A 22,554-nucleotide genomic window follows, 5' to 3' on the forward strand; every position below is an offset into this window, starting at 1 on the left:
GCCGGGCCCCTCAGCCCAGCCGCGAGACGGCGAGGACGTGTTCCCGGGGCTGGGGGCCGGGCACGGCTCCGCAGCTCGCCGCGACCTCGGCGCCCGGCTCCGTGACGCCGTCCACCCGCCAGGTGCGCCCGTCCCGGTGGGTCACGACGACGGACCACCGCGGGCCGGGTTCCACCGGGTCCGTGAGCGTCAGCGCCTCCGCGTCGTCCTCGCCGGTCAGTTCCCGCACGGCCAGTTCGGCGGCCTGCCCCGGACGTCCCCAGGCGGAACGACCCCGGCACCGCTCGGTCACCATCCGGCCCCGGCGGACGGAGGCCAGCACGTCCTTGACCGAGGGCGCGTCCGCCCGTCCGTAGGCGTAGCCGTACGGCAGCACCAGCAGGGTGGGGGAGAAGCGGTGACCGCCGATGTGCGTGATCTCCCAGACGCCCGCGCCGCCGGAGGCCGCGAGCTCCTCCGCCAGGGGGCGGCCGAGCAGGGCGCAGCAGCGGTCGCGTCGCCCGTTGGTGCAGACGAGCGCCAGGGGGTCGCCCCGGTACGGTTCCCCGACGCCGCCGTGCTCGCCACGCCCGAGAGCCGCGAAGTCCAGCCCGGCGCACGAGGCCGGGTCCGTGGTCCACCAGGTCCGTACCCAGGAGCGGCCCGGCACGGTGTGGGCGGCGAAGACGCGCCGGCGCGGGGCGCCGCCGAGGTCCGCGTGCCGGCCCGGGCGCCGGATGAGGGCCACGCGGACCCCCGTGCCCTGGCCGGCGGCGGCCAGCGCGCGCCCGGCCTCCCGGTCCAGGCGGCTCGCGGTCAGCGCGTCCGCACCCCACGGCCCCGGCTGCTCCAGGAGCAACCAGGTCCGTGCGGTCGCGGCGGTGGCCGCGAGCGGTTCGGCCTGTTCCCGGGAGGCGATCGCACACGTTGTCACAGAGGTGAGCCTAACCTCCGCTACGATCGGCTGCCGTTTCCCCCGGACCCGGCGTCGGACGCCGGTGCCGTGGTCCCGTACGAGAAAGGGCACCGGTGGCCCCACGTCGCATCCCCGTCATCGTCCTCGCGGGCTTCCTCGGCTCCGGCAAGACGACGCTGCTGAACCATCTCCTCCGCAACCGCCGCGGCGTCCGCATCGGTGCGGTCGTCAACGACTTCGGCTCCATCGAGATCGACGCGATGACGGTCTCCGGCCAGGTCGACTCGATGGTCTCGCTCGGCGACGGCTGCCTGTGCTGCGCGGTGGACACCGAGGACCTGGACGACGTGCTGGACGCCCTGGCCCGCCCGGCGGCCGGCATCGACCTCATCGTCATCGAGGCGAGCGGACTGGCGGAGCCGCAGACGCTGATCCGCATGCTCCTGGCCAGCTCCGATCCGCGCATCGTCTACGGAGGGCTCGTCGAGGTCGTGGACGCCGCCGAGTTCGACGCCGTGCGCCGCCGCCACCCGGAGCTGGAGCGGCACGTGCGGGTGGCCGACCTCGTGGTGCTGAACAAGACGGACCGCGTGTCGGCGCAGGACCGCGAGGCTCTGCTGGCCACCCTGACATCACTGGCCGACGGCACGCCCGTCGTCGCCGCCTCCCACGGACGGATCGACCCCGCGCTCCTCTTCGACCCGGACGAGGCACCTGACGAGGGGGTGCGCCAGCTCTCCTTCGAGGACCTGTACGTCGAGGATCCGGACCATCCGGACCACCCCGACCAGGACGCCGCCGACCACACGCACCTGCACGAGGCCTACCAGACGCTGTCCTTCACCTGCGCGGAGCCGCTCAGCCCGCGCCGCCTCCTCGCCTTCCTCGACGCGCGCCCGGCCGGGCTCTACCGGATGAAGGGCCACCTCCACCTCGGGGGTGAGGGCGCGGCGCGGCGCTGGACCGTCCACGCGGTCGGGGCGTTCCTGCGCTTCTCCCCGGAGCCCTGGCCGACGGGGGAGCCGCGCCGCACTCAGCTCGTCCTGATCGGTTCGGGGCTGGACACGCAGGGCCTGCGGCGGGGCCTCGACGCCTGCGCCGGGCCGGGGCCCGAGGACGAGGGCCCCAGCGCCCTGTGGGGCGTCCTGCGCTATGTGGACGCCCCGGACGAGGGTGCCCCGGACGCCGAGGAGCCCGCCGCGTACGGCGACCCCGAGTTCCGCGAAGAACCCGCCTGAGGCCGCTCCCCGCCCGGCCCGCAGGCGTGCGGGCCGGGCGGACCGGGCGGGCGCAGCCCGCACGGCTCGGATCAGACGGGACCGCCGATCACCGCGACGGGGCCGGCCAGCGGCACCCCTGACCCGTCCCGGCGCGGGTCGATCTCGGGAAGACCCGCTGGAGCGCCGGCCTTCGTGGCGGCCCGGGCGGGCGCGTGGCCGGCCCAGGCCAGCACCAGCCGTTCCTCGCCCTTCAGGAACCGCTGGCAGCGGACGCCGCCGGTGGCCCGGCCCTTGCGCGGGTACTGGTCGAAGGGCGTCAGCTTGGCCGAGCCCGGGGTGTCGTCCAACGTGCCCTCCGCTCCCGCCGCCGTGAAGACGACGGCCTCGGCGGCCGGGTCGACGGCGGTGAACGAGACGACCTGCGCGTCGGGGCCGAGCTTGACGCCGCTCATGCCCCCCGCGGCGCGGCCCTGCGGACGGACCTGCCCGGCCGGATACCGCAGCAGCTGGGCCTCGTCGGTGATGAACACCAGGTCCTCCTCCCCGGTGCGCAACTCGACGGCTCCGACGACCCGATCGCCCTCCCGGAGCGAGATGACCTCCAACTCGTCCTTGTTCGCCGGGTAGTCCGGCACGACGCGTTTCACCACCCCGTGCCGGGTGCCGAGGGCGAGGCCGGGGGAGGACTCGTCCAGCGTCGTCAGGCACAGGAGCGACTCGCCGTCCTCCAGCGTCAGGAACTCGGTCAGCTTCGCGCCGCCGGCCAGGTTGGGCGTGGTCGCCGAGGCGGGCAGCTGGGGCAGGTCGATGACGGACAGGCGCAGCAGCCGGCCGGCGGACGTCACCGCTCCGACCTCGCCCCGCGCGGTCGCGGGGACGGCGGAGACGATGACGTCGTGCTTGGTGCGCCTGGCGTCCTGGTCGAAGACGGCGTCCACGGAGGCGGTGCGCGCGAGCAGCCCGGTGGAGGAGAGCAGCACGCGGCACGGGTCGTCGGCGACCTCCAGCGGGACCGTGGCCACGGGCGCGCCGGCCGACTCCAGCAGGACGGTCCGCCGGGGGGTGCCGTACGTCTTCGCGACGGCGGCCAGTTCCGTGGAGACCAGCTTGCGCAGCTCGGCGTCGGACTCCAGGATGCGGGTCAGTTCCTCGATCTCCTGCCCCAGCCGGTCCCGCTCGCTCTCCAGCTCCAGCCGGTCGAAGCGGGTGAGCCGGCGCAGCGGGGTGTCGAGGATGTACTGGGTCTGGACGTCCGAGAGGCCGAAGCGCGCGATCAGCGCCTCCTTGGCCTGCGCGGCGTTGTCACTCGACCGGATGATGCCGATGACCTCGTCGATGTCGACGAGTGCGACGAGCAGACCCTCCACGAGGTGCAGCCGGTCCTGCCGCTTGCCGCGCCGGAAGGCGCTGCGCCGCCGCACGACGTCGAACCGGTGGTCGACGTAGACCTCCAGGAGCTCCTTCAACCCGAGCGTGAGCGGCTGGCCGTCCACCAGGGCCACGTTGTTGATGCCGAAGGACTCCTCCATCGGCGTCAGCTTGTAGAGCTGCTCCAGGACGGCCTCGGGATGGAAGCCGTTCTTGATCTCGATGACGAGCCGCAGCCCGTGCTGGCGGTCGGTGAGGTCCTTGACGTCGGCGATGCCCTGCAACCGCTTGGCGTTGACCAGGTCCTTGATCTTGGAGATGACCTTCTCCGGGCCGACGGTGAAGGGCAGTTCGGTGACGATCAGACCCTTGCGCCGCGCCGTGACCTGCTCGACCTCCGCCGTCGCCCGGATGCGGAACGTGCCGCGGCCCTTGGCGTAGGCGTCCTTGACGCCGTCGAGCCCCACGATCCGTCCGCCCGTGGGCAGATCGGGGCCGGGCACGTAGCGCATCAGCGTCTCCAGGTCCGCGCCCGGGTGCTTGATGAGGTGCCGCGCCGCCGCGATGATCTCGCTCAGGTTGTGCGGCGGCATGTTGGTGGCCATGCCCACCGCGATGCCGGACGCGCCGTTGACCAGGAGGTTCGGGTAGGCGGCCGGAAGCGCGACCGGCTCCTGCTCGCTGCCGTCGTAGTTGGGCGCGAAGTCGACGGTCTCCTCGTCGATCGAGTCGGTCATCAGACCGGCGGCCGAGGCGCTGCGGCACTCGGTGTACCGCATCGCGGCGGGCGGGTCGTCGTTGCCGAGCGAGCCGAAGTTCCCGTGGCCGTCGACCAGCGGCAGGCGCATGGAGAACGGCTGCGCCATGCGCACGAGTGCGTCGTAGATGGCGGAGTCCCCGTGCGGGTGGAGCTTGCCCATCACCTCGCCCACGACGCGCGCGCACTTGACGTAGGAGCGCTCCGGGCGGAGTCCCATCTCGTGCATCTGGTAGAGGATGCGCCGGTGAACCGGCTTCAGCCCGTCCCGCGCGTCGGGAAGGGCGCGCGAGTAGATCACCGAGTAGGCGTACTCCAGGAAGGAGCCCTGCATCTCGTCGACGACGTCGATGTCGAGGATGCGCTCCTCGAAATCCTCCGGCGGCGGGGTCTTCGTGCTGCGGCGGGCCATCGCGGCTGCTGCTCCTTCGCAAGACGTACGGTCGCGCCGCCGCGTACGGGCTGGTACGGCCGGGCGCTGAAGCGGATGTGCTGGCACTGACGCGGACCATTGTGGACCCCGGCGCCGACAGGGCGCCGTCCACCCCGCCCGGCAGGGAACTTCACATGGGCCCGCCACGCTTGCATAGAGTGACAGGACTGCGCGGGCCGACCACCCCGGCCAGCCCGGCCGCTCCGCCGGGCGACGACCGATCGGCGGCAGCCGACGACCGTCCGCCGGCCCGCAGAGGTCCACCAGCCGCCGTATCGAAGGGACACTTCGCGCATGGGTCACACGGCCACGCCCCCTCCCCCCCAGGGAGTGCTCACAGCAACCGAACACCGGCTTGCGAACGGCCTGCGGGTGGTGCTCTCCGAGGACCACCTGACCCCCGTCGCCGCCGTCTGCCTCTGGTACGACGTCGGTTCCCGGCACGAGGTGAAGGGCCGCACCGGTCTCGCCCACCTCTTCGAGCACCTGATGTTCCAGGGGTCGGCGCAGGTTCCGGGCAACGGGCACTTCGAACTCGTCCAGGGCGTCGGCGGTTCGCTGAACGGCACGACCAGCTTCGAGCGCACCAACTACTTCGAGACCATGCCGGCCCACCAGCTGGAGCTGGCGCTGTGGCTGGAGGCGGACCGCATGGGTTCGCTGCTGGCCGCCCTGGACGAGGAGTCCATGGAGAACCAGCGGGACGTCGTCAAGAACGAACGGCGCCAGCGGTACGACAACGTCCCCTACGGCACGGCCTTCGAGACGCTGGTCGCCATGGCCTACCCGGAGGGCCACCCGTACCACCACACGCCGATCGGCTCCATGGCCGACCTCGACGCCGCCTCGCTGGAGGACGCCCGGCAGTTCTTCCGCACGTACTACGCGCCCAACAACGCCGTGCTGTCCGTCGTCGGCGACATCGATCCGGAGCAGACGCTCGCCTGGATCGAGAAGTACTTCGGCTCGATCCCCGGGCACGACGGCAAACAGCCGCCGCGCGACGGCACGTTGCCCGACGTCATGGGGGAGGAGCCGCGCCGCACGATGCACGAGGACGTGCCCTCCCGGGCCCTGCTCCAGGCCTACCGCCTGCCGCACGACGGCACCCGTGAGGCGGACGCCGTCGACCTGGCGCTGACGGCGCTCGGCGGTGGCGAGTCCTCCCGCCTGTACAACCGGCTGGTGCGCAGGGACCGCTCGGCGGTCACGGCGGGCTTCGGCATGCTGCGGCTCGCCGGGGCGCCCTCGCTCGGCTGGCTCGACATCAAGGCGTCGGGGGAGGCGACGGTCGCCGAGATCGAGGCGGCCGTCGACGAGGAGCTGGCACGCTTCGCCGCCGAGGGACCGAGCCCGGAGGAGATGGAGCGCGCCCAGGCCCAGTTGGAGCGGGAGTGGCTGGACCGGCTGGCCACCGTCAGCGGGCGCGCGGACGAGCTGTGCCGGTACGCCGTCCTCTTCGGCGACCCGCAGCTGGCCCTCACGGCCGTCCAGCGGGTGCTGGAGGTCACGCCGGAGGAGGTGCGGGCGGTCGCCGCCGCGCGTCTGGGCCGGGACAACCGGGCCGTCCTCGTCTACGAGCCGACGTCCGGGGCGGAGCGGGGCGAAGAGGACGCCACCGAGGTCATCTCCGACGACGCAGCCGACGTGCACCACACCGCGCAGGAAGGGGCCGAGCAGTGAGCGACGCCACCCCCACCATGGAGTTCCACCCGCAGCCGGCCGGCGGCAGCGCGAAGCCCTGGGCCTTCCCGGCCCCCGAGCGCGCCACCCTGCCCAACGGGCTGACGGTGCTGCACTGCCACCGCCCCGGCCAGCAGGTCGTGGCCGTCGAGGTGAACCTCGTCGCCCCCCTGGACGCCGAGCCGCAGGGCCTGGAGGGCGTCGCGACGATCATGGCCCGCGCCCTGAGCGAGGGCACGGACAAGCACTCGGCCGAGGAGTTCGCCGCCGAGCTGGAGCGGTGCGGTGCCACGCTCGACGCGTTCGCCGACCACCCGGGTGTGCGCGTCTCCCTGGAGGTGCCCGTCTCCCGGCTGGCCAAGGGGCTCGGCCTGCTCGCGGACGCCCTGCGCGCCCCGGCGTTCCCCGACGGCGAGGTGTCGCGCCTGGTGGCCAACCGGCTCGACGAGATCCCGCACGAGCTGGCCAACCCGGCCCGTCGTGCCGCGATCGCCATGTCCGGGGAGCTGTTCCCGGACACCTCGCGGATGTCCCGCCCGCGCCAGGGCACCGAGGAGTCCGTCCGGCGTATCGACGCGGCGGCCGTGCGGGCCTTCTACGAGGCGCACGTGCGCCCGGCCGCGGTCACGGCCGTCGTGGTCGGCGACTTCACCGGGGTCGATCTCGCCGGAACGCTGACCGAGACGCTCGGCGCGTGGACGGGTGCGTCCGCCCGGCCGCGCCCCGCGCCACCGGTCACCGCGGACGACACCGGCCGCGTGGTCATCGTGGACCGCCCCGGGGCGGTCCAGACACAGCTGCTCATCGGACGCACCGGCGCCGACCGGCACGACGCCGTGTGGCCCGCCCAGGTCCTCGGCGTCTACTGCCTCGGCGGAACGCTCACCTCCCGGCTCGACCGGGTCCTGCGCGAGGAGAAGGGCTACACCTACGGCGTGCGCGCCTACAGCCAGGTGCTGCGGTCGACGCCGGACGGCAGCGGTACGGCCATGCTCGCGATCAGCGGTTCGGTGGCCACCGACGTTACCGGCCCCGCCCTCGCGGACCTGTGGCACGTCCTGCGGACCCTGGCGGCCGAGGGGCTGACCGACGACGAGCGTGACACCGCCGTGCAGAACCTGGTGGGTGTCGCCCCGCTGCGCTACGAGACGGCGGCGGCGGTCGCCGGAACCCTCGCGGACCAGGTGGAGCAGTTCCTTCCCGACGACTTCCAGGCACGGCTCTACGAGCGGCTGGCCGAGACGGGCACGGTCGAGGCCACGGCGGCGGCGGTGGCGGCCTTCCCCGTCGACCGGCTGGTGACCGTCCTGGTGGGGGACGCCGAGCAGATCGAGGCTCCCGTGCGCGGGCTGAACATCGGGGAGGTCACCGTCGTGCGCGGTGACTGAGCGGCCGTAAGTCCTTTTCGGTCACTCTCCGTGCATCCACTGTGCGGCCCCCGGACGCTTCGGGCGGACGGGGGCCGCAGCGTGTTCCCGGGCTCCCAGTGGCCCGCGTCACCCTCCTGACCTGCGAATGTGGCATGGGCGACAAAGTGGCCGATTTTCTTGGTCCGGGCGGGATGTCCGGTTTAGCGTCGTTCGCGTTGCCCGTCTGAAGCGACCACGCCCTGTGGCCGACGTGCAGCGATCGCCGAGTCCCCGTGAGGGGAGCCGGGGACCCACATGTCCTCTGGGGTGAATCGGGCCTGCGCCCGTAGGAGACCTTCCTGCTCCGAACCCGTCAGCTAACCCGGTAGGCGAGAAGGAAGGAAAGGATCACGACCTTCATGGCGTTCAACCGTGCCACCGGCAAGCTGAACCGTCCCGCCCGCGCCGTCCGTCTGGGCACCGCGGTCGCCGCCGTCGCCGTAGGCGTCGCCGGAACCCTCGCCGCGCCCGCCGCGGCGGCCGAGCACCAGAACACCTTCAGCGAGGCCCTCGCGCTGAGCCCGTCCATCGCGGGCCACGTGGCCGACCAGGCCGCCGCGCAGAAGAGTGCAGCGGCCGAGCAGGCCGAGGCGGAGAAGGCCGAGGCCAAGAAGGCGGCCGAGGAGAAGGCCGAGGCGAAGAAGGCGGCCGAGAAGAAGGCCGCCGCCGAGCGCGACGACGCCAAGCGCGCCGACCGGTCCGCGGCCCGCCCCGCCTTCGTGGCGCCCGTCAAGGGCGGCGACGTGACCACGCCCTACAAGAGCGGCGGTCAGATGTGGTCGTCCGGCAAGCACAGCGGCATCGACTTCGCCGCCGCCACCGGCACGCCGGTCAACTCCGTCGCCGCCGGCACCGTCGTCACCGCCGGCTGGGGCGGCGCCTACGGCAACAACATCGTCGTCAAGCACAACGACGGGACGTTCACCCAGTACGGTCACCTCTCCGCCATCGGTGTCAGCGTGGGCCAGAGCGTCTCCGCCGGTGCCGAGATAGGCAAGGTCGGCTCGACCGGTAACTCCACCGGCCCGCACCTGCACTTCGAGGCCCGCTCGACCGCCGCCTACGGCTCGGACATGGACCCGGTGAACTACCTCCGGGGCAAGGGCGTGCCGCTCTCCTGACGCGGTGCCCCACCCGACGCGGACCCCCGGCCATCCGGTCGGGGGTCCGTCGTTTTTCCGTCTCCTCACCCGGAGCCGTCCGCAGAAAGCGAAGAGTGGAATACAGTGCGGGGAAGCGGTACCTGGAAAACGTGGGGATAACGGCGGAGGTCGGGGTATGCGCATTTCCGCGCACACGGTGTGCACGGCGGTTCGGGACGACATCGTGAGCGGTGCCTTCCCGCCGGGTTTCCGGCTGACCGAGGAACTACTCGCGCGCCGCTACGGCGTTTCCCGGGTGCCGGTGCGGGAGGCCCTGCGAGCCCTGGAGTCCGAGGGGTTCGTCACCAGCCGGCGGCACGTGGGAGCCTGCGTGGCCCGGCCGACCGAGCAGGAGGCGGCCGATCTGCTGGACATGCGTGCGCTGCTGGAGCCCCTCGGCACGGCCCGCGCGGCGCACCGCCGGACGGAGGCCCACCTGAAGGTGCTGCGCGGTCTGGTACGGCTGGGTCGGGAGCGGGCCGAGCACGGACACCTCTCCGACCTGCGACCCCTGGGGGACTGGTTCCACGAGACCCTCGCCCAGGCGTCCGGCACCCCCACCCTGGCCGCGGTGCTGGTGCAACTGCGCCGCAAGATCGCCTGGCTCTACGCGGTCGACCAGCAGGACGACCCGTCGGCGGCGGACCGCGCCACCGCAGTGTGGCACGAGCACGGTGCCATCGTCGACGCCGTCGCCCGGCGGGACGCCGAACGGGCCAGGGGCCTCGCGGCCGCACATGTCGAGCGGGCGGGTGCGATACGCCGCGCCCAGCGGCCGGTGACGGTGAGGACAACGAAACCTGCCGTCAACACGGCGCGCGGCCCCCTTTAACACAAGCCGTATACAAAAATACTCGGGAATGCGCGCTCCCTTTCTTCGAGGCGTTTCGCCCGGCTGCGCCATTTCCCGTGCACGGCGCCGGAACCGGAAAGTCCATTCCGTGCCGTGCTTTTCCCGGCGTCCGGTACGGCTCGTCGATCCTGCCCCGGTTCACACCGTCTCCGGCATGTCCTCCAGTCCTTCACCGACCAGTTTCGCCAGCCGGTCCAGTGCCGCGTCGGCACCCTCCGCGTCAGAGGTCAGCAGCACCTCATCGCCCTTCTCCGCGCCGAGGCCCAGCACGCCGAGCATGGAGGCGGCGTTCACCGGGGGCCCGTCACCCTTGGCGACGGTGATCGGGACGCCCGTGGCCGTCGCGGCCCGGACGAAGATCGCGGCGGGGCGGGCGTGCAGCCCCTCAGCCCAGCCGACGGTGACGCGACGCTCAGCCATGGTGATGCCCTTCGCTCGGAGCCTGCCGGACCAGCTTCGCACGCGGGGGCGCGGACGGCCGGTCCACCGCCCCGCCCCCGGCCGTCGTGCGCGGCGATCGCCCGGGACGGGGCGGAGGCGAGCGCGGCGGCACCGGCGCGCCGTACGCTGGGGCGCATGCAGACGCCCCCGGAGCGCGCGTACCCGACCCACTGGGAAGCCGACGTGGTGCTGCGCGACGGCGGGACGGCCCGCGTCCGGCCCATCACCGAGGACGACGCCGACCGCCTGGTCAGCTTCTACGAGCAGGTCTCGGACGAGTCGAAGTACTACCGGTTCTTCGCCCCGTACCCGCGCCTGTCCGCCCGTGACGTGCGCCGGTTCACCCAGCACGACTACGTGGACCGGGTGGGCCTGGCCGCCATCGTGGGCGGTGAGTTCATCGCCACCGTCCGGTACGACCGGACCGACGCCACGGGCCGTCCGGCCTCCGCCCCGGCCGACCGGGCCGAGGTCGCCTTCCTCGTGCAGGACGCCCACCAGGGGCGCGGCGTCGCCTCCGCGCTGCTGGAGCACATCGCCGCCTGTGCCAGGGAGCGCGGCGTGCGCCGCTTCACCGCCGAGGTCCTGCCCGCCAACACCAAGATGGCGAAGGTCTTCACCGACGCCGGCTACTCCCAGCAGCGCAGCTTCGAGGACGGCTCCGTCCACCTCACGCTCGACCTCGAACCCACCGAGCGCTCGGTGGCCGTCATGCGGGCCCGTGAACAGCGGGCCGAGGCGCGGTCGGTCCAGCGGCTCCTGGCGCCCTCGTCGGTCGCCGTCGTCGGTGTCCGGCGGCGGCCGGGCGGAGCGGGACGCACCGTCCTGGAGTCCCTGCGCGGCGCGGGCTACACCGGGCGCGTGCACGCCGTGAACGCGGGGCTGCCCGAGGGCGCTTCGGTGCTGGAGGCGCTGGAGGGGGTGAGCGCGCACCGCTCGGTGCGCGACATCCCGGACCCGGTCGACCTGGCCGTCGTGGCCGTGCCCGCGTCCGCCGTCGACGCCGTGGTCACCGAGTGCGGCGAGCACGGGGTGCAGGGCGTCGTGGTCCTCTCCGCCGACTTCGACCGGGCCGCCCAGCGCGAACTGGTCCGCAAGGCCCGCTCCTACGGCATGCGCCTCATCGGCCCGAACGCCTTCGGCCTCGTCAACACCGCCCCCGACGTACGGCTGAACGCCACCCTGGCCAGCCGCACGCCCGAGCGCGGCCGGATCGGGCTGTTCACCCAGTCCGGCGCGATCGGCATCGCCCTCCTCGGCGGGCTCCACCGGCGCGGGACCGGGCCGTCGTCCTTCGTCTCGGCCGGGAACCGGGCCGACGTCTCCGGCAACGACGTCCTGCAGTTCTGGGACGACGACCCGGACACCGACGTCGTCCTGATGTACCTGGAGTCCTTCGGCAACCCGCGCAAGTTCACCCGCCTGGTCCGCCGCACCGCCGCACGCAAGCCCGTCGTGGTGGTGCGCGGGGCGCGGCACAGCGGCAGCGCACCGCCGCCCGGACACGCGGTGCCCGCCATCCGCACCCCGGACGCCACCGTCTCGGTGCTGCTGCGGCAGGCCGGCGTCCTGCTCGTGGACACCGTCACCGAGTTGGTGGACACCGGGCTCCAGCTCGCCTTCCAACCGCTTCCGGCCGGGCCGCGGATCGCGATGCTGGGCAACGCGGAGTCGCTGTGCCTGCTCACCTACGACGCGTGCCTCGCCCAGGGCCTGCGCCCGCGCGACCCGGTCGATCTCACCTCCTCCGCCACCCCCGGGGACTTCCACCGGGCGCTGGCCGAAGCGCTCGCCGATCCGGGCACGGACGCCGTGGTCGTCACCGCGATCCCCTGGGTGGACGACCGGGGCGCGGAGGAGCTGGCGGACGCGTTGCAGCACGCGGCGGCCGGATCCGGAAAGCCCGTGGCCGTCGTCCATCTGGCCATCGAGGGCCTCGACGACGCCCTGAGCGCGCGCCGCATCCCCGCCTATCCCGCCCCCGAGCGGGCCGTCCGGGCGCTCGCCGAGGCGGTCCGCTACGCGCAGTGGCGGCGGGACGCCGAGCGGCCCGGCCGGGTGCCGGAGGAGGACGTCGACGAGGCCGGAGCGGCCGCGGCCGTCTCCCGCGTCCTGTACGGTGCCGCCCCGGAGTCCGACGGGCGGTCCGCGCGCCCGCGCGGCGTCACCCTGCCGGCCCCCGACGCCGCCGCGTTGCTGGCCTGCTACGGCGTCCCGGTGCTGCCGGTGCGCCCGGCGCCGGACCCCGACGCCGCCGTGGCGGCGGCCGCCGGGGTGGGGTACCCCGTGGCGCTCAAGACGACGGCCCCGCACCTGCGGCACCGGGCGGATCTCGGCGGGGTGCGGCTGGACATCGTCTCGGAGTCGCAGTTGCGCCGCGTGTACGGCGAGTTCACCGACGCCCTCGGCTCACCCGCCGAGCTGCGCCCGGTCGTGCAGACGATGGTGCCGCGCGGTGTGGACACCGTCGTGCGGGCCGCTGTGGACCCGGCCATCGGGACCGTCCTGTCGTTCGGGCTGGCAGGTCCGCCCTCGGAGCTGCTGGGGGACGTGGCGCACCGCCTCGTGCCCGTCACCGACCGCGAGGCGGCCCAGCTCGTGCGGTCCCTGCGGACGGCGCCCATGCTCTTCGGCTGGCGCGGTGCCGCACCGGTGGACACCGCCGCGCTGGAGGACCTGCTGCTGCGCGTCTCCCGGCTCGTCGACGACCATCCCGAGATCGTCTCCGTCGACCTGGAACCGGTGGTCGTCGCCGCCCGGGGGCTGACCGCCCTCGACGCCGTCGTCCGGCTCGCCCCGCCCCCCGCCACCACCGACCTCGGGCCCCGGCGGCTCTCCGCGTGGTGACGCCCGCCCGGCGGTCCGCCTCGAACGGAGGGCCCCCGCCGGACGGGCCTTAGGATGGGCCGCATGGCGAAGACCGGAACGACGACGCAGGGGCTGCGGACGGCGATCGAACGCAGCGGCTACTACCCGGCCCTCGTGGCCGAGGCAGTGGAGGCCGCGGTCGGCGGCGAGCCGGTCACCTCCTTCGTCGTGCACCAGGAGACGACGTTCGACGCCAACGAGGTGCGGCGCCATGTGACCGTGCTCGTCCTGACCGGCACCCGGTTCATCGTCAGCCACACCGACGAGCAGGCCGCCGACAGCGGTTCGCCCGTGCCGTACGCCACGACCTCCACCGAGTCGGTGCGGCTGGAGCGGATCTCCTCGGTCGTGCTGAGCCGGGTGGTGGCCAACCCGGAGGCGTACCGGCCGGGCACGCTGCCGCGCGAGGTCGTCCTCACCATCGGCTGGGGCGCCGTCAACCGGATCGACCTGGAGCCCGCCGCCTGCGGCGACCCCAACTGCGAGGCCGACCACGGCTACACCGGCTCCACCACGGCGGACGACCTGTCCCTGCGGGTGAGCGAGGCGGGCGACGGGCCCGACACCGTCCGGCAGGCGCTCGACTTCGCGCAGAGCCTGTCCGAGGCCACGGTGGCTGCCCGCTGATGATCCAGGCGACCCCCGCGGACCCGGCCTGGGCCGAACCCGTACCGCTCGACCCGCGCACCGCGCCCGTGCCCCGCTACGGCACGGCGTCGCTCGCCGACGTCCTGCCCGCCGCCGCGGCGGGCCTCGGCGTGCCCGGACTGCGGTCCGGGCTCGCGCTGGAGCCGGCCGACCGCGTCTGCGTCTTCCTCGTCGACGGCCTCGGCTGGGACGCGCTGCGGTCCCACCCGGCCCAGGCGCCCTTCCTGACCTCGCTGCTGCCCGGCTCGACGAACGGCACGGGGGAGCCCATCACCTCCGGTTTCCCCTCGACGACGGCCACTTCCCTGGCCTCCGTGGGCACCGGCCAGGTTCCCGGCGCACACGGACTTCCCGGCTACGCCGTGCTCGATCCCGACGCGGGTTCGCTGATGAACCAGCTGCGCTGGCAGCCGTGGACGGACCCGCACGTCTGGCAGCCCTACCCCACGGTCTTCCAGCTGGCCCACGCGGCGGGCGTCGAGACCAGCCAGGTCTCCGCGCCGCACTTCGAGCACACGCCGCTCACCAAGATCGCCCTGTCCGGTGGGACGTTCCTCGGCCGGCTCTCCGGTGAGGACCGCATGGACCTCGCCGCCCGGCGGCTGGCCGCCGCCGACCGCTCCCTCGTCTACACCTACTACGCCGACCTCGACGGCAACGGTCACCGCCACGGCGTCGACTCCGACGCCTGGCGCGAACAGCTGGCCTACGTCGACCGGCTCGCGCAGCGCCTGGCCGAGCAGCTCCCGCCGCGCAGCGTGCTCTACGTCACCGCCGACCACGGCATGGTCGACGTCCCGCCCGGCTCGCCCTCGCGCTTCGACTTCGACGAGGACTGGGAGCTGAGCGCCGGGGTGGCCCTCCTCGGCGGAGAGGGCCGGGCCCGTCACCTGTACGCCGTGCCCGGCGCCGCCGCCGACGTGCACACCGTCTGGCGGGAGGTCCTGGCCGACGAGGCCTGGGTCGCCACCCGGGACGAGGCGATCGAGCTGGGCTGGTTCGGCCCGCCCGGGCGGGGCGTGGACGAGCGGGTCCACCGGCGCATCGGGGACGTCGTCGTCGCGATGAACGGCACCGCGGCCGTCGTCGCCACCCGGACGGAGCCCAACGAGTCGGCGCTGATCGGCATGCACGGTTCGGTGACCCCGGCCGAGCAGCTCGTGCCGTTGCTGGAGGTCCGTACCTGACGTCCGGCGCCCCGCGCCGACCCGCACGACACGTCCGAAACCCGACGACCCGGCGACCACAGCGAAGGGGGGCCGCACCTGCCATGCCCGAACTCGTCTTCTTCAGCGGCACGATGGACTGCGGCAAGAGCACACTCGCCCTGCAGATCCAGCACAACCGGGCCGCCCGGGGGCTCCAGGGCATGATCTTCACCCGCAACGACCGGGCGGGCGCCGGCCGGCTCTCCTCCCGGCTGGGGCTGGTCACCGACGCCGTGGAGGCCGACGAGGAGTTCGACTTCCATGCCTGCCTCGTCCGCCACCTCACCGCGGGCGGGCGGGCGGACTACGTCATCGCCGACGAGGCGCAGTTCCTGACGCCCGGCCAGATCGACCAGCTCGCGCGGGTGGTGGACGACCTGGGCATCGACGTGTTCGCGTTCGGCATCACCACCGACTTCCGCACCCGCCTCTTCCCCGGCTCCCAGCGGCTCGTCGAGCTCGCCGACCGGGTGGAGGTGCTCCAGGTCGAGGGCCTGTGCTGGTGCGGTGCCCGGGCCACCCACAACGCCCGCACCGTGGCCGGGCGCATGGTGGTGGAGGGTGCGCAGGTCGTCGTGGGCGACGTCGCGGGCGGTGCCGAGGACGGCGGGCAGCCCCGCGACGTCGGCTACGAGGTCCTGTGCCGCCGCCACCACCGGCGCCGGCTCACCGCGGCGGCGGCCCGGGCGGGCGCCCTCTCGCCCGACGTGCTCCCCGTCGACGGGGCGGCGCTGCCCGCGCCCCGCCGCTGAGGCCGGTCAGCCGCGCTCGCGGCGGGTCACGGCGTCCTGCGGGTCGGTCATGCGGATCACGGCGAAGTGCGCGCCCTCCGGGTCGGTGACGTGTGCGATCCGGCCGTAGGGCGACTCGCGCGGCTCCCGGACGAGGTGGCCGCCCAGTTCGGTGACCTGCCGGGCGGCCTCGTCGGCGTCCGCCACGGCGAAGTACGTCGTCCAGTGCGAGCCCCGGTCACGGGGAAGCGACCGCCCCACCCCGCGGACGCCCCCGACGGCGCGCCCGTCCAGCCGGAGCGTCAGGTAGTCGGTGTCGGTGGCCGCGGCGGGCTCGGTCGTGTAGCCGAAGACCCGGGAGTAGAAGGGGCTCACCGCGAAGCCGTCGGCGGTGACCAGTTCGTTCCACACCGGTGTGCCGATCGCGCCGTCGGCCGGGACGCCGACATCGGCGCCGGCCTGCCAGATCCCGAAGGTGGCGCCGCCCGGGTCCGCCGCGATCGCCATCCGGCCGGCCTCCCCGGAGTCCAGCGGCCCCACGCCCACGGTGCCGCCGCAGTCGCGCACGAGGTCGCAGACGGCGTCGGCGTCGTCGGCCGCCAGATACGGCAGCCAGGCCACCGGTACGGCGCTGCCGTCGCGCATCTCGCCCAGCCCGGCGACCCGCCGGCCGTCGAGGTGCGCGCGGGTGTAGGGGCCGAGCTGTGCCGGCCCCTCCTCGAACTCCCAGCCGAACAGGTCGCGGTAGAACTTCTCGCTGGCGGCCAGGTCGTGCACCATCAGGCTCGCCCAGCAGGGTGTGCCCGGGGTGAACCGAGTCGTGCCCTCGGTCATCTGCGTCGTCTCCTCGGAACCATCGTCGTCGTGGTGTCTCGTCGTGGCGGTCGGGCCGTGCCGTGCGGTGCCCCCTCGGACGAGGGCACGCGGGCGGACACGGGGCCAAACGTCGCGGGTGCCCGCCGGGGGCGGGCGTCAATCCGGTGCGCCACCGTGATCGCCCGGGCCGGAGCCGTTGCGGCCCGGCGAGGGCGCTGCGTGCGGTGTGTAGTCATGCTCGCACTCTCCGGGGCCCGTGTCCCGGTCCGTGGGGTGAATTCCCGCCGGTGTGCGCGACAATGCGCCCATGACTGCCCTGATCTCCGCGTCCGCGCTCGCGGGCGACCCGGCCCCGGCCGACCCGGCCGCCGGACCGGTGCTGCTCGACGTCCGTTACGAGATGGGCGGCCCCACGGGCCGTTCGGTGTACGAGGCCGGCCACCTGCCGGGCGCCGTCTACGTGGACCTGGAGACGGAACTCGCCGCGCCGCCCGGCCCCGGCGGACGTCACCCGCTGCCGGACCTCGACGTGTTCGGGGCCGCGATGCGGCGGGCGGGGGTCACCGCGGCCCGGCCCGTGGTCGTCTACGACGGCGGGCAGGGATGGGCCGCCGCCCGCGCCTGGTGGCTGCTGCGCTACACCGGCCACGGCGACGTGCGCGTCCTCGACGGCGGCTTCGCGGCCTGGGACGGCCCGGTGACCACCGAGCCGCCCGAGGTGAAGCCGGGTGACTTCCTCCCCGAGCCCGGTGGGATGCCGCTCCTCGACGCCGACGGGGCCGCCGCACTGGCCCGGCGCGGGGTGCTGCTCGACGCCCGCGCCGCCGAGCGCTACCGGGGCGAGGTCGAGCCCATCGACCCCGTGGCCGGGCACATCCCCGGCGCGCTCTCGGCGCCGACGACGCACAACGTCGCGCCCGACGGCAGGCTGCGTCCCGCGGCCGAGCTCCGTGAGCGGTTCGCCGCCCTCGGCGCGCACCGCGACGCCGAGGTCGGGGTCTACTGCGGGTCCGGGGTCTCGGCCGCGCAGCAGGTCCTGGCCCTTCAGGAGGCGGGCGTCAGCGCCGCCCTGTACGTCGGGTCGTGGTCGCAGTGGTGCGCCGACCCGGCCCGGCCGGTGGCCACCGGGGCCGGTCCCACGGAGGCGTCCTGAGCACCCTCCCGCGGGCCCACACGCTCGACCTGCACCTGGATCTCGACCTGCGGCAGCGTCGCGGGCGCAGGGAGCAGCTCGCGGCGGCCCTGCGGCGGGCGATCGAGACCGGCCGGCTGCCGCCCGGCGCCCGGCTCCCCTCCTCCCGCAGCGTCGCGGTCGAGTTCGGCATCGCCCGGGGGACCGTCGTCGCCGCCTACCACCTGCTCATCGCCGAAGGCCACCTGGAGACGGTGCAGGGCTCGGGAACCCGCGTCGTCGGTCCCGCGCGCCCGACGCCCCGGCACGTGCGGGGGCCGGCCGCACCGCCCGAGTCCCGGACCCCGTTGCGGTACACCTTCCGGCCGGGTATGCCGGACGTGACGCTGTTCCCACGCGGCGCCTGGACCAGGTCGACGCAGCACGTGCTCAAGACGGTCCCGGCCGAGGCGCTGGGCTACGGCGACCCCCGGGGCCGCATCGAGCTGCGCCGGGCCCTGGCCGACTACCTGGCCCGGAGCAGGGGCGTCAGCGCGCATCCCGATCGGATCGTGGTCTGCCACGGCTTCACCCAGGCACTCGGGCTCATCGCCACCGTGCTGGCGGAGCACGGGGTGGCCGGAGTGTCCGTCGAGAACCCGTGCTATCCGCTCTTCCGGGACGTCATCGAGCTCGCCGGACTCCGCGTCCACCCCGTCGACGTGGACGGGAACGGGCTGCTCCCGGCCGATCTGCGCGGCGGAGCCGCCGTCGTCACCCCGATCCACCAGTACCCGTCGGGCGTCAACCTGTCCGCCGAACGCCGCAGGGCCCTCGTCGACTGGGCCAGGGACACGGACGCGGTGATCGTGGAGGACGACTACGACAGCGAGTTCCAGTACGGACGGCAGCGGGTCGGCACGTTGCAGCCCATGGCCCCGGACCGGGTCGTCTACGCCGGGACCACGAGCAAGACCCTCGCTCCCGGCATCCGGCTGTCCTGGCTCGTGGTCCCGCCCGACTGGGTCGAGCGGATCACGACCGCCAAACGCGTCGCGGACCGGCACACCGCCGCCCTGACCCAGATGGTCCTGGCGGACCTGCTGCTCTCGGGGGCCTACGACCGGCACGTCCGGCAGTGCCGGGACCACTACCGCAGACGGCGGGACCAACTCGGCAGGGCGCTGGCCGAGCACGCCCCGACGGCGTGGCTGGCCGGGGAGAGCGCCGGTCTGCACGCGCTCATCCGCTGGTCCCCGGACGGCCCCGCCGAGGAGGAGGTGATCCGGGCCGCCCGCCGGGAGTCCGTCCTGGTCGTCGGGCTCGGCGACTACTGGGGCACGCCGGGCCCGCACGCCCCGGGACTGGTCATCGGGTACGGCACACCGCCCCGGCACGCGTTCACCGGGGCGCTGGAGGCACTGAGCCGGGTCCTGGCCCGGTGCTTCGGTCGGCCCGGCTGACCGGCCGCGGCACCGGAGGCGACCGGTCGGCCGGTCCGGCTACGACACGGCCCGGTCGACCAGGACTCCGGCCGCGCCGACGTACCCCGGGGGATCGCACAGCGCCGCGACCCGCTCGCCGCCCAGCGCGTCGACGACCTCGGGATACGTGCTGAGGACCCGGGCCAGCGGCACGCCGGTGCGGGCGGCCCGCGCCGACGCCTCGGTCAGCAGCGCCTTCGCCGCGTTCCGGCCGAGGAGCGGCGCCAGGTGCGCGGTCACGCGCTCGGAGACGAGGTGACCGCCGGTGAGGTCCAGGTTGGCCGCCATCCGGTCGGGGTGCACGCTCAGCCCCTCGACCAGCTCCACCACCGTGTGCGCGGCTCCTCCGGTCAGTCGCAGGCACTCGCGGAGCAGCAGCCACTCCGCGTGCCAGGCACCGCCCGAGCGTTCGTCCTCGGCCATCAGGCACTGGGTCAGGCCCGTGGACAGCGCGGGCACCTGCAGTGCCGCCGAGCGGATCAGCGTGGCCAGCACCGGGTTCCGCTTGTGCGGCATGGCGGACGAGGCGCCCCGACCCTCCCCGGTCGGCTCCGCCACCTCCGCGATCTCGGTGCGTGACAGGTTCTGGACGTCCAGGGCCAGTTTGCCGAGGGCTCCGGCGGTGAAGGCCAAGGCGGACGCGAGATCGGCGATCGGGGTCCGCAGCGCGTGCCAGGGCAGGGCCGGCCGGGCCAGCCCCGTCTCGGCGGCGAAGGCGTCCAGCAGGCGGTCGGCGTACTCCCCGGACGCCGCCGCGCCGACCCCGTCCACCCGGGCGTACTCCACGTACCCCGCCAGGGTCCCGGCGGCCCCGCCGAGGGAGACGGGGAGACCGCCCGCACGGACCCGGGCGACGCGCTCGTGCGCGTCGAGGAGCAGCTGTCGCCAGCCGGCCGCCTTCAGGCCGAAGGTGGTCGGAACCGCCTGGAGCGCCAGGGTGCGGCCCGCCATCACCGTGTCCCGGTGGTCGTGCGCGAGGCGGGCGAGCGCCTCGGCCGCACGCCCCAGGTCGTCCAGGACCAGTCCGAGGGCCCGCCCCGCGACGAGCATGGCACCGGTGTCGAAGACGTCCTGGCTGGTCGAACCCCGGTGCACGTACTCGGCCGCCGCCGGGTCGTCCTCCGCCACGGCCCGGGTCAGCGCCCGCACCAGGGCGACCACCGGGTTGGCGGTCTCCCGGGAGGCCAGGGCCAGGGCCCGGACGTCGAACCGCTCGGCACGCGCCGCCGCCGTGATGGTCTCGGCGTGGGCCGCGGGTACGGCCCCGAGGGCGGCCTGCGCCCGGGCCAGGGCCGCCTCGGCGTCGAGCATGCCCTGCAGCCAGGCCGTGTCGCCGACCGCGGCCTCGACCGGGGTGCCCGCGCGCACCGGGGAGAGCAGAGCGGAGTCGGCGGCCCGGTCGTCGAACGTCGTCACGATCCCACCTCCAAGCGTCGGGACGCGGGCCGGTGGCTCGCCACGCCCTGGTCGAGCACGGCCCGGGCGATGGCGTCGGCGTCTCCCAGGCTCACGGAGTCGACACCGGGACGCGCCGCCGCGGCCGTCACCCAGTGCACGGACTCGGTCGGCACACCGTGCGCGAAGCGACGGGGATGGGGGCGGCCCTGTGCGTCGACGAGGCGGCTCGGGCGGGGCGTCACCGTCATGCCGCCCGTCTCGTACCGGACGCCGCAGGCACCGTCGATCCGGAACGGTACGGCCCGGCCATCCTCCCGCAGCCGGCGCATCAGCGGGTCGGCCGTGCGTCGCAGATCGGGCTCGGGCAGCCGGGCCTCGATCAGGATGCGGGCTCGCACGGGCGGCGCCGGGATGCGCTGGGAGACCAGCACGAAGGCCGGATCGTCCGAGTCGACCTGGATCTCCGTACCGGGTCCGGTGACGTGGAGAAGACCGGCCCGTATCAGTGCGATCATCTGCTCGATGCGGAAGGCGGGCGGGCCGATGGACGCGAACGCGTTGAGCGGCGTGTACCAGCCGTCCAGTTCGTCACGGTGGGAGTTCCCGTCCAGCCCGCCGTGGTCCACGGCGAGCCGGACCTCGTTGCGCAGGTCACGCAGCACGTCGAGGGCGGCCTTGACCGGATCGCTGACGTTTCCGCCGCGCGCCTGCCGGACGTCCCGTTGCAGGTGGGCGATCAGCCAGGTGTGGAACGCGTCCCGGTCGGCGAAGTCGCGGCCGGTGTAGGGGCGGGCGAGGGTGTCCCAGTCCCAGCGGTCCTCCTCCGGTAACCCGAAGGCGTCCAGCACGGCGGTCCGGTCCGTCTCGCACGCGGCCGCCAGGTACCGCTCGGTGAACGCCTCCCGGTCCGCCGCCCGGTCCCGACGCGCCAAGAGCGCCGCGTAGTAGACACTCTCGACCTCCCGCGCGACAAGCGGCCACACGTCCGTGCCGAAGTAGAGGCGCTCGCCGTCCCGCGCACGGCGACGCAGCCGCGCGATGCGGTCGGCCGTCAGCAGCCGGGGGATGTACCTCCCGTGCGGTCCCTTCTCGTTCTCGCCCCTCGCGTGGTACGGGATGCCCCGCCGTGAAGCGGCGTACATCAGCGGCTCCAGCCCGGAGGGTTCGTAGCACAGCTCGCCGTCACGCCGCGTGAAGGTGCCCCCGCGCCCACTGGTGAGCAGGGCCATGTAGTCGAAGAAGTTCAGCCCGAGCCCGCGCAGCAGCACGGTCTCGTGCGGTCCGACGGCGTCGAGGTCGACGTCGGCCGGGTTCACCGGCGGAAGATAGTGCAGCCCGAGGCGTTCCGCGCGCTGCCCCAGCAGCCGTTCCGCCGGACCGGGTTCGGCCGCCACGTGTCCCTGGGACAGCACGACCGCGTCCAGTCCCTCGATCAGCAGCCCGTTCTCCAGCCGCAGGGTCTGCTCCGGTGTCTCCTCGTCCCCGCCGGTCAGCTCCACGGCCCGGCACCGGTGCGCGGTGATCTCCACGTGGTCGGGAGCGGCGTCGCGGATGCGTGTGAACATCGCCCGCAGGTAGGCGCCGAAGAACGCCCGCGTGGGGTAGTCGTCGGGGCCGAGTGACCGGGCTTCCGCCAGCGTCCGCTCGTCGTGCGCCTCCCGTCCGCTCCCGGGCGTCGCGAGGCGCAGCTCCTCCACCCACGCGTACAGGCTCGGGCCCGGCTCGACGGGGCCCTCCATCGTCACGGTGGGGTCCGTGAAGGCGGTGATCTGCGAGGCCACGGTGTTCATGAGCAGCTCGCGGGACTGGTCGGTGCGCCACACGGCCCCCGCGCCGGCGGGCCACGGGTCGATGAGGTGCAGGTGGACGCCCTCGGCCGGCGGGCGCCGACGGGCGTTGGCACACAGGCGTTCCAGCACGGCGAGACCGCGCGGACCGACACCGACGAGAGCGACCGACAGAGGTCTGATGGCAGCCAAGACGTGCTCCTCACGAGTGGGGGAGGTGGGGCCGTCGCTCACGCTAGGTCCGCCGAACGCCGCTGAATGGTCCACTTCGCGGCGGCTCACATGGACCACTTCAGCGCGGT

At 74.2% G+C, this 22,554-nt stretch carries 17 protein-coding genes and 1 riboswitch; of the genes, 11 read left to right on the forward strand and 6 right to left on the reverse strand.

Features of this window, described 5'->3' with window-relative positions; genetic code table 11:
* Positions 1-10: 10 nt before the first annotated feature.
* Positions 11-913, reverse strand: a complete 903-nt coding sequence (locus tag IF129_RS14015; protein ID WP_191209961.1) for a sucrase ferredoxin — start codon at positions 911-913, stop codon at positions 11-13.
* Positions 914-1,008: 95 nt separating this feature from the next.
* On the opposite strand from IF129_RS14015, the gene IF129_RS14020 reads away from it, so the two are divergent.
* Entirely contained in the window at positions 1,009-2,133 is a 1,125-nt protein-coding gene (locus IF129_RS14020; protein ID WP_191209962.1) for a CobW family GTP-binding protein, read from the forward strand.
* 71 nt (positions 2,134-2,204) lie between these two features.
* Here IF129_RS14020 and IF129_RS14025 read toward each other — a convergent pair whose 3' ends face one another.
* Positions 2,205-4,652 (reverse strand): DNA gyrase/topoisomerase IV subunit A, encoded by a 2,448-nt coding sequence (locus IF129_RS14025; protein ID WP_191209963.1) that lies wholly within the window; start codon positions 4,650-4,652, stop codon positions 2,205-2,207.
* Positions 4,653-4,967: 315 nt separating this feature from the next.
* On the opposite strand from IF129_RS14025, the gene IF129_RS14030 reads away from it, so the two are divergent.
* The 4 genes from IF129_RS14030 to IF129_RS14045 all read left to right on the forward strand — a co-directional run bounded on the left by IF129_RS14030 (position 4,968) and on the right by IF129_RS14045 (position 9,739).
* Positions 4,968-6,356 carry a M16 family metallopeptidase gene (locus IF129_RS14030; protein ID WP_191209964.1) on the forward strand — a complete coding sequence of 463 codons (1,389 nt, stop codon included), beginning with the start codon at positions 4,968-4,970 and terminating at the stop codon, positions 6,354-6,356.
* Entirely contained in the window at positions 6,353-7,744 is a 1,392-nt protein-coding gene (locus IF129_RS14035; RefSeq protein WP_381479849.1) for a M16 family metallopeptidase, read from the forward strand. The genes IF129_RS14030 and IF129_RS14035 overlap by 4 nt, the downstream gene beginning before the upstream one ends.
* Positions 7,745-7,976: 232 nt before the next feature.
* Positions 7,977-8,112, forward strand: a riboswitch (cyclic di-AMP (ydaO/yuaA leader).
* A 12-nt stretch (positions 8,113-8,124) separates the two neighbouring features.
* Positions 8,125-8,886: a M23 family metallopeptidase gene (locus IF129_RS14040; protein WP_191209965.1), complete on the forward strand. Its 762-nt coding sequence runs from the start codon at positions 8,125-8,127 to the stop codon at positions 8,884-8,886.
* A gap of 157 nt (positions 8,887-9,043) precedes the next feature.
* A complete protein-coding gene (locus tag IF129_RS14045) occupies positions 9,044-9,739 on the forward strand; it encodes a GntR family transcriptional regulator (RefSeq protein WP_191209966.1) in 696 nt (231 codons plus the stop codon).
* A 159-nt stretch (positions 9,740-9,898) separates the two neighbouring features.
* Here IF129_RS14045 and IF129_RS14050 read toward each other — a convergent pair whose 3' ends face one another.
* Positions 9,899-10,180 carry an HPr family phosphocarrier protein gene (locus IF129_RS14050; protein ID WP_191209967.1) on the reverse strand — a complete coding sequence of 94 codons (282 nt, stop codon included), beginning with the start codon at positions 10,178-10,180 and terminating at the stop codon, positions 9,899-9,901.
* A 156-nt stretch (positions 10,181-10,336) separates the two neighbouring features.
* Here IF129_RS14050 and IF129_RS14055 point away from each other — a divergent pair, with 156 nt between their 5' ends.
* The 4 genes from IF129_RS14055 to IF129_RS14070 all read left to right on the forward strand — a co-directional run bounded on the left by IF129_RS14055 (position 10,337) and on the right by IF129_RS14070 (position 15,677).
* Positions 10,337-13,048 (forward strand): bifunctional acetate--CoA ligase family protein/GNAT family N-acetyltransferase, encoded by a 2,712-nt coding sequence (locus IF129_RS14055; RefSeq protein WP_191209968.1) that lies wholly within the window; start codon positions 10,337-10,339, stop codon positions 13,046-13,048.
* Between the two features lie 63 nt (positions 13,049-13,111).
* Positions 13,112-13,696: a DUF5998 family protein gene (locus tag IF129_RS14060; protein WP_191209969.1), complete on the forward strand. Its 585-nt coding sequence runs from the start codon at positions 13,112-13,114 to the stop codon at positions 13,694-13,696.
* Positions 13,696-14,904 (forward strand): alkaline phosphatase family protein, encoded by a 1,209-nt coding sequence (locus IF129_RS14065; protein ID WP_191209970.1) that lies wholly within the window; start codon positions 13,696-13,698, stop codon positions 14,902-14,904. The genes IF129_RS14060 and IF129_RS14065 overlap by 1 nt, the downstream gene beginning before the upstream one ends.
* Positions 14,905-14,987: 83 nt before the next feature.
* A complete protein-coding gene (locus IF129_RS14070) occupies positions 14,988-15,677 on the forward strand; it encodes a thymidine kinase (protein WP_191209971.1) in 690 nt (229 codons plus the stop codon).
* Between the two features lie 6 nt (positions 15,678-15,683).
* On the opposite strand, the gene IF129_RS14075 is transcribed toward IF129_RS14070, so the two are convergent.
* Entirely contained in the window at positions 15,684-16,490 is an 807-nt protein-coding gene (locus IF129_RS14075) for a VOC family protein (RefSeq protein ID WP_191209972.1), read from the reverse strand.
* Between the two features lie 289 nt (positions 16,491-16,779).
* Between IF129_RS14075 and IF129_RS14080 the strand changes: the two genes are divergently transcribed.
* Both IF129_RS14080 and pdxR read left to right on the forward strand, forming a co-directional pair.
* Entirely contained in the window at positions 16,780-17,625 is an 846-nt protein-coding gene (locus tag IF129_RS14080; protein ID WP_191209973.1) for a sulfurtransferase, read from the forward strand.
* Entirely contained in the window at positions 17,556-19,046 is a 1,491-nt protein-coding gene (pdxR, locus tag IF129_RS14085; RefSeq protein ID WP_318153733.1) for a MocR-like pyridoxine biosynthesis transcription factor PdxR, read from the forward strand. Before IF129_RS14080 ends, pdxR begins: the two co-directional genes overlap by 70 nt.
* A 39-nt stretch (positions 19,047-19,085) precedes the next feature.
* Here pdxR and pcaB read toward each other — a convergent pair whose 3' ends face one another.
* Together pcaB and IF129_RS14095 are read right to left on the reverse strand one after the other, a co-directional pair.
* A complete protein-coding gene (pcaB, locus tag IF129_RS14090; protein ID WP_318153734.1) occupies positions 19,086-20,483 on the reverse strand; it encodes a 3-carboxy-cis,cis-muconate cycloisomerase in 1,398 nt (465 codons plus the stop codon).
* Complete coding sequence (locus tag IF129_RS14095; protein WP_224754942.1) at positions 20,480-22,444, reverse strand: FAD/NAD(P)-binding protein; 1,965 nt, start codon at positions 22,442-22,444, stop codon at positions 20,480-20,482. The genes pcaB and IF129_RS14095 overlap by 4 nt, the downstream gene beginning before the upstream one ends.
* Positions 22,445-22,554 lie beyond the last annotated feature (110 nt).

Source organism: Streptomyces chumphonensis (assembly GCF_014779715.1).
GTDB classification, from domain to species: Bacteria; Actinomycetota; Actinomycetes; order Streptomycetales; family Streptomycetaceae; genus Streptomyces; species Streptomyces chumphonensis.

What these genes read in the sequence shown, in the direction of transcription:
- IF129_RS14040 (WP_191209965.1), top strand. Translation starts at nt 8,125, where the DNA reads ATGGCGTTCAACCGTGCCACCGGCAAGCTGAACCGTCCCGCCCGCGCC.
- IF129_RS14055 (WP_191209968.1), top strand. Translation starts at nt 10,337, where the DNA reads ATGCAGACGCCCCCGGAGCGCGCGTACCCGACCCACTGGGAAGCCGAC.
- IF129_RS14045 (WP_191209966.1), top strand. Translation starts at nt 9,044, where the DNA reads ATGCGCATTTCCGCGCACACGGTGTGCACGGCGGTTCGGGACGACATC.
- IF129_RS14070 (WP_191209971.1), top strand. Translation starts at nt 14,988, where the DNA reads ATGCCCGAACTCGTCTTCTTCAGCGGCACGATGGACTGCGGCAAGAGC.
- IF129_RS14060 (WP_191209969.1), top strand. Translation starts at nt 13,112, where the DNA reads ATGGCGAAGACCGGAACGACGACGCAGGGGCTGCGGACGGCGATCGAA.
- IF129_RS14025 (WP_191209963.1), bottom strand. Translation starts at nt 4,652, where the DNA reads ATGGCCCGCCGCAGCACGAAGACCCCGCCGCCGGAGGATTTCGAGGAG.
- IF129_RS14050 (WP_191209967.1), bottom strand. Translation starts at nt 10,180, where the DNA reads ATGGCTGAGCGTCGCGTCACCGTCGGCTGGGCTGAGGGGCTGCACGCC.
- IF129_RS14065 (WP_191209970.1), top strand. Translation starts at nt 13,696, where the DNA reads ATGATCCAGGCGACCCCCGCGGACCCGGCCTGGGCCGAACCCGTACCG.
- IF129_RS14080 (WP_191209973.1), top strand. Translation starts at nt 16,780, where the DNA reads ATGACTGCCCTGATCTCCGCGTCCGCGCTCGCGGGCGACCCGGCCCCG.
- IF129_RS14075 (WP_191209972.1), bottom strand. Translation starts at nt 16,490, where the DNA reads ATGACCGAGGGCACGACTCGGTTCACCCCGGGCACACCCTGCTGGGCG.
- IF129_RS14030 (WP_191209964.1), top strand. Translation starts at nt 4,968, where the DNA reads ATGGGTCACACGGCCACGCCCCCTCCCCCCCAGGGAGTGCTCACAGCA.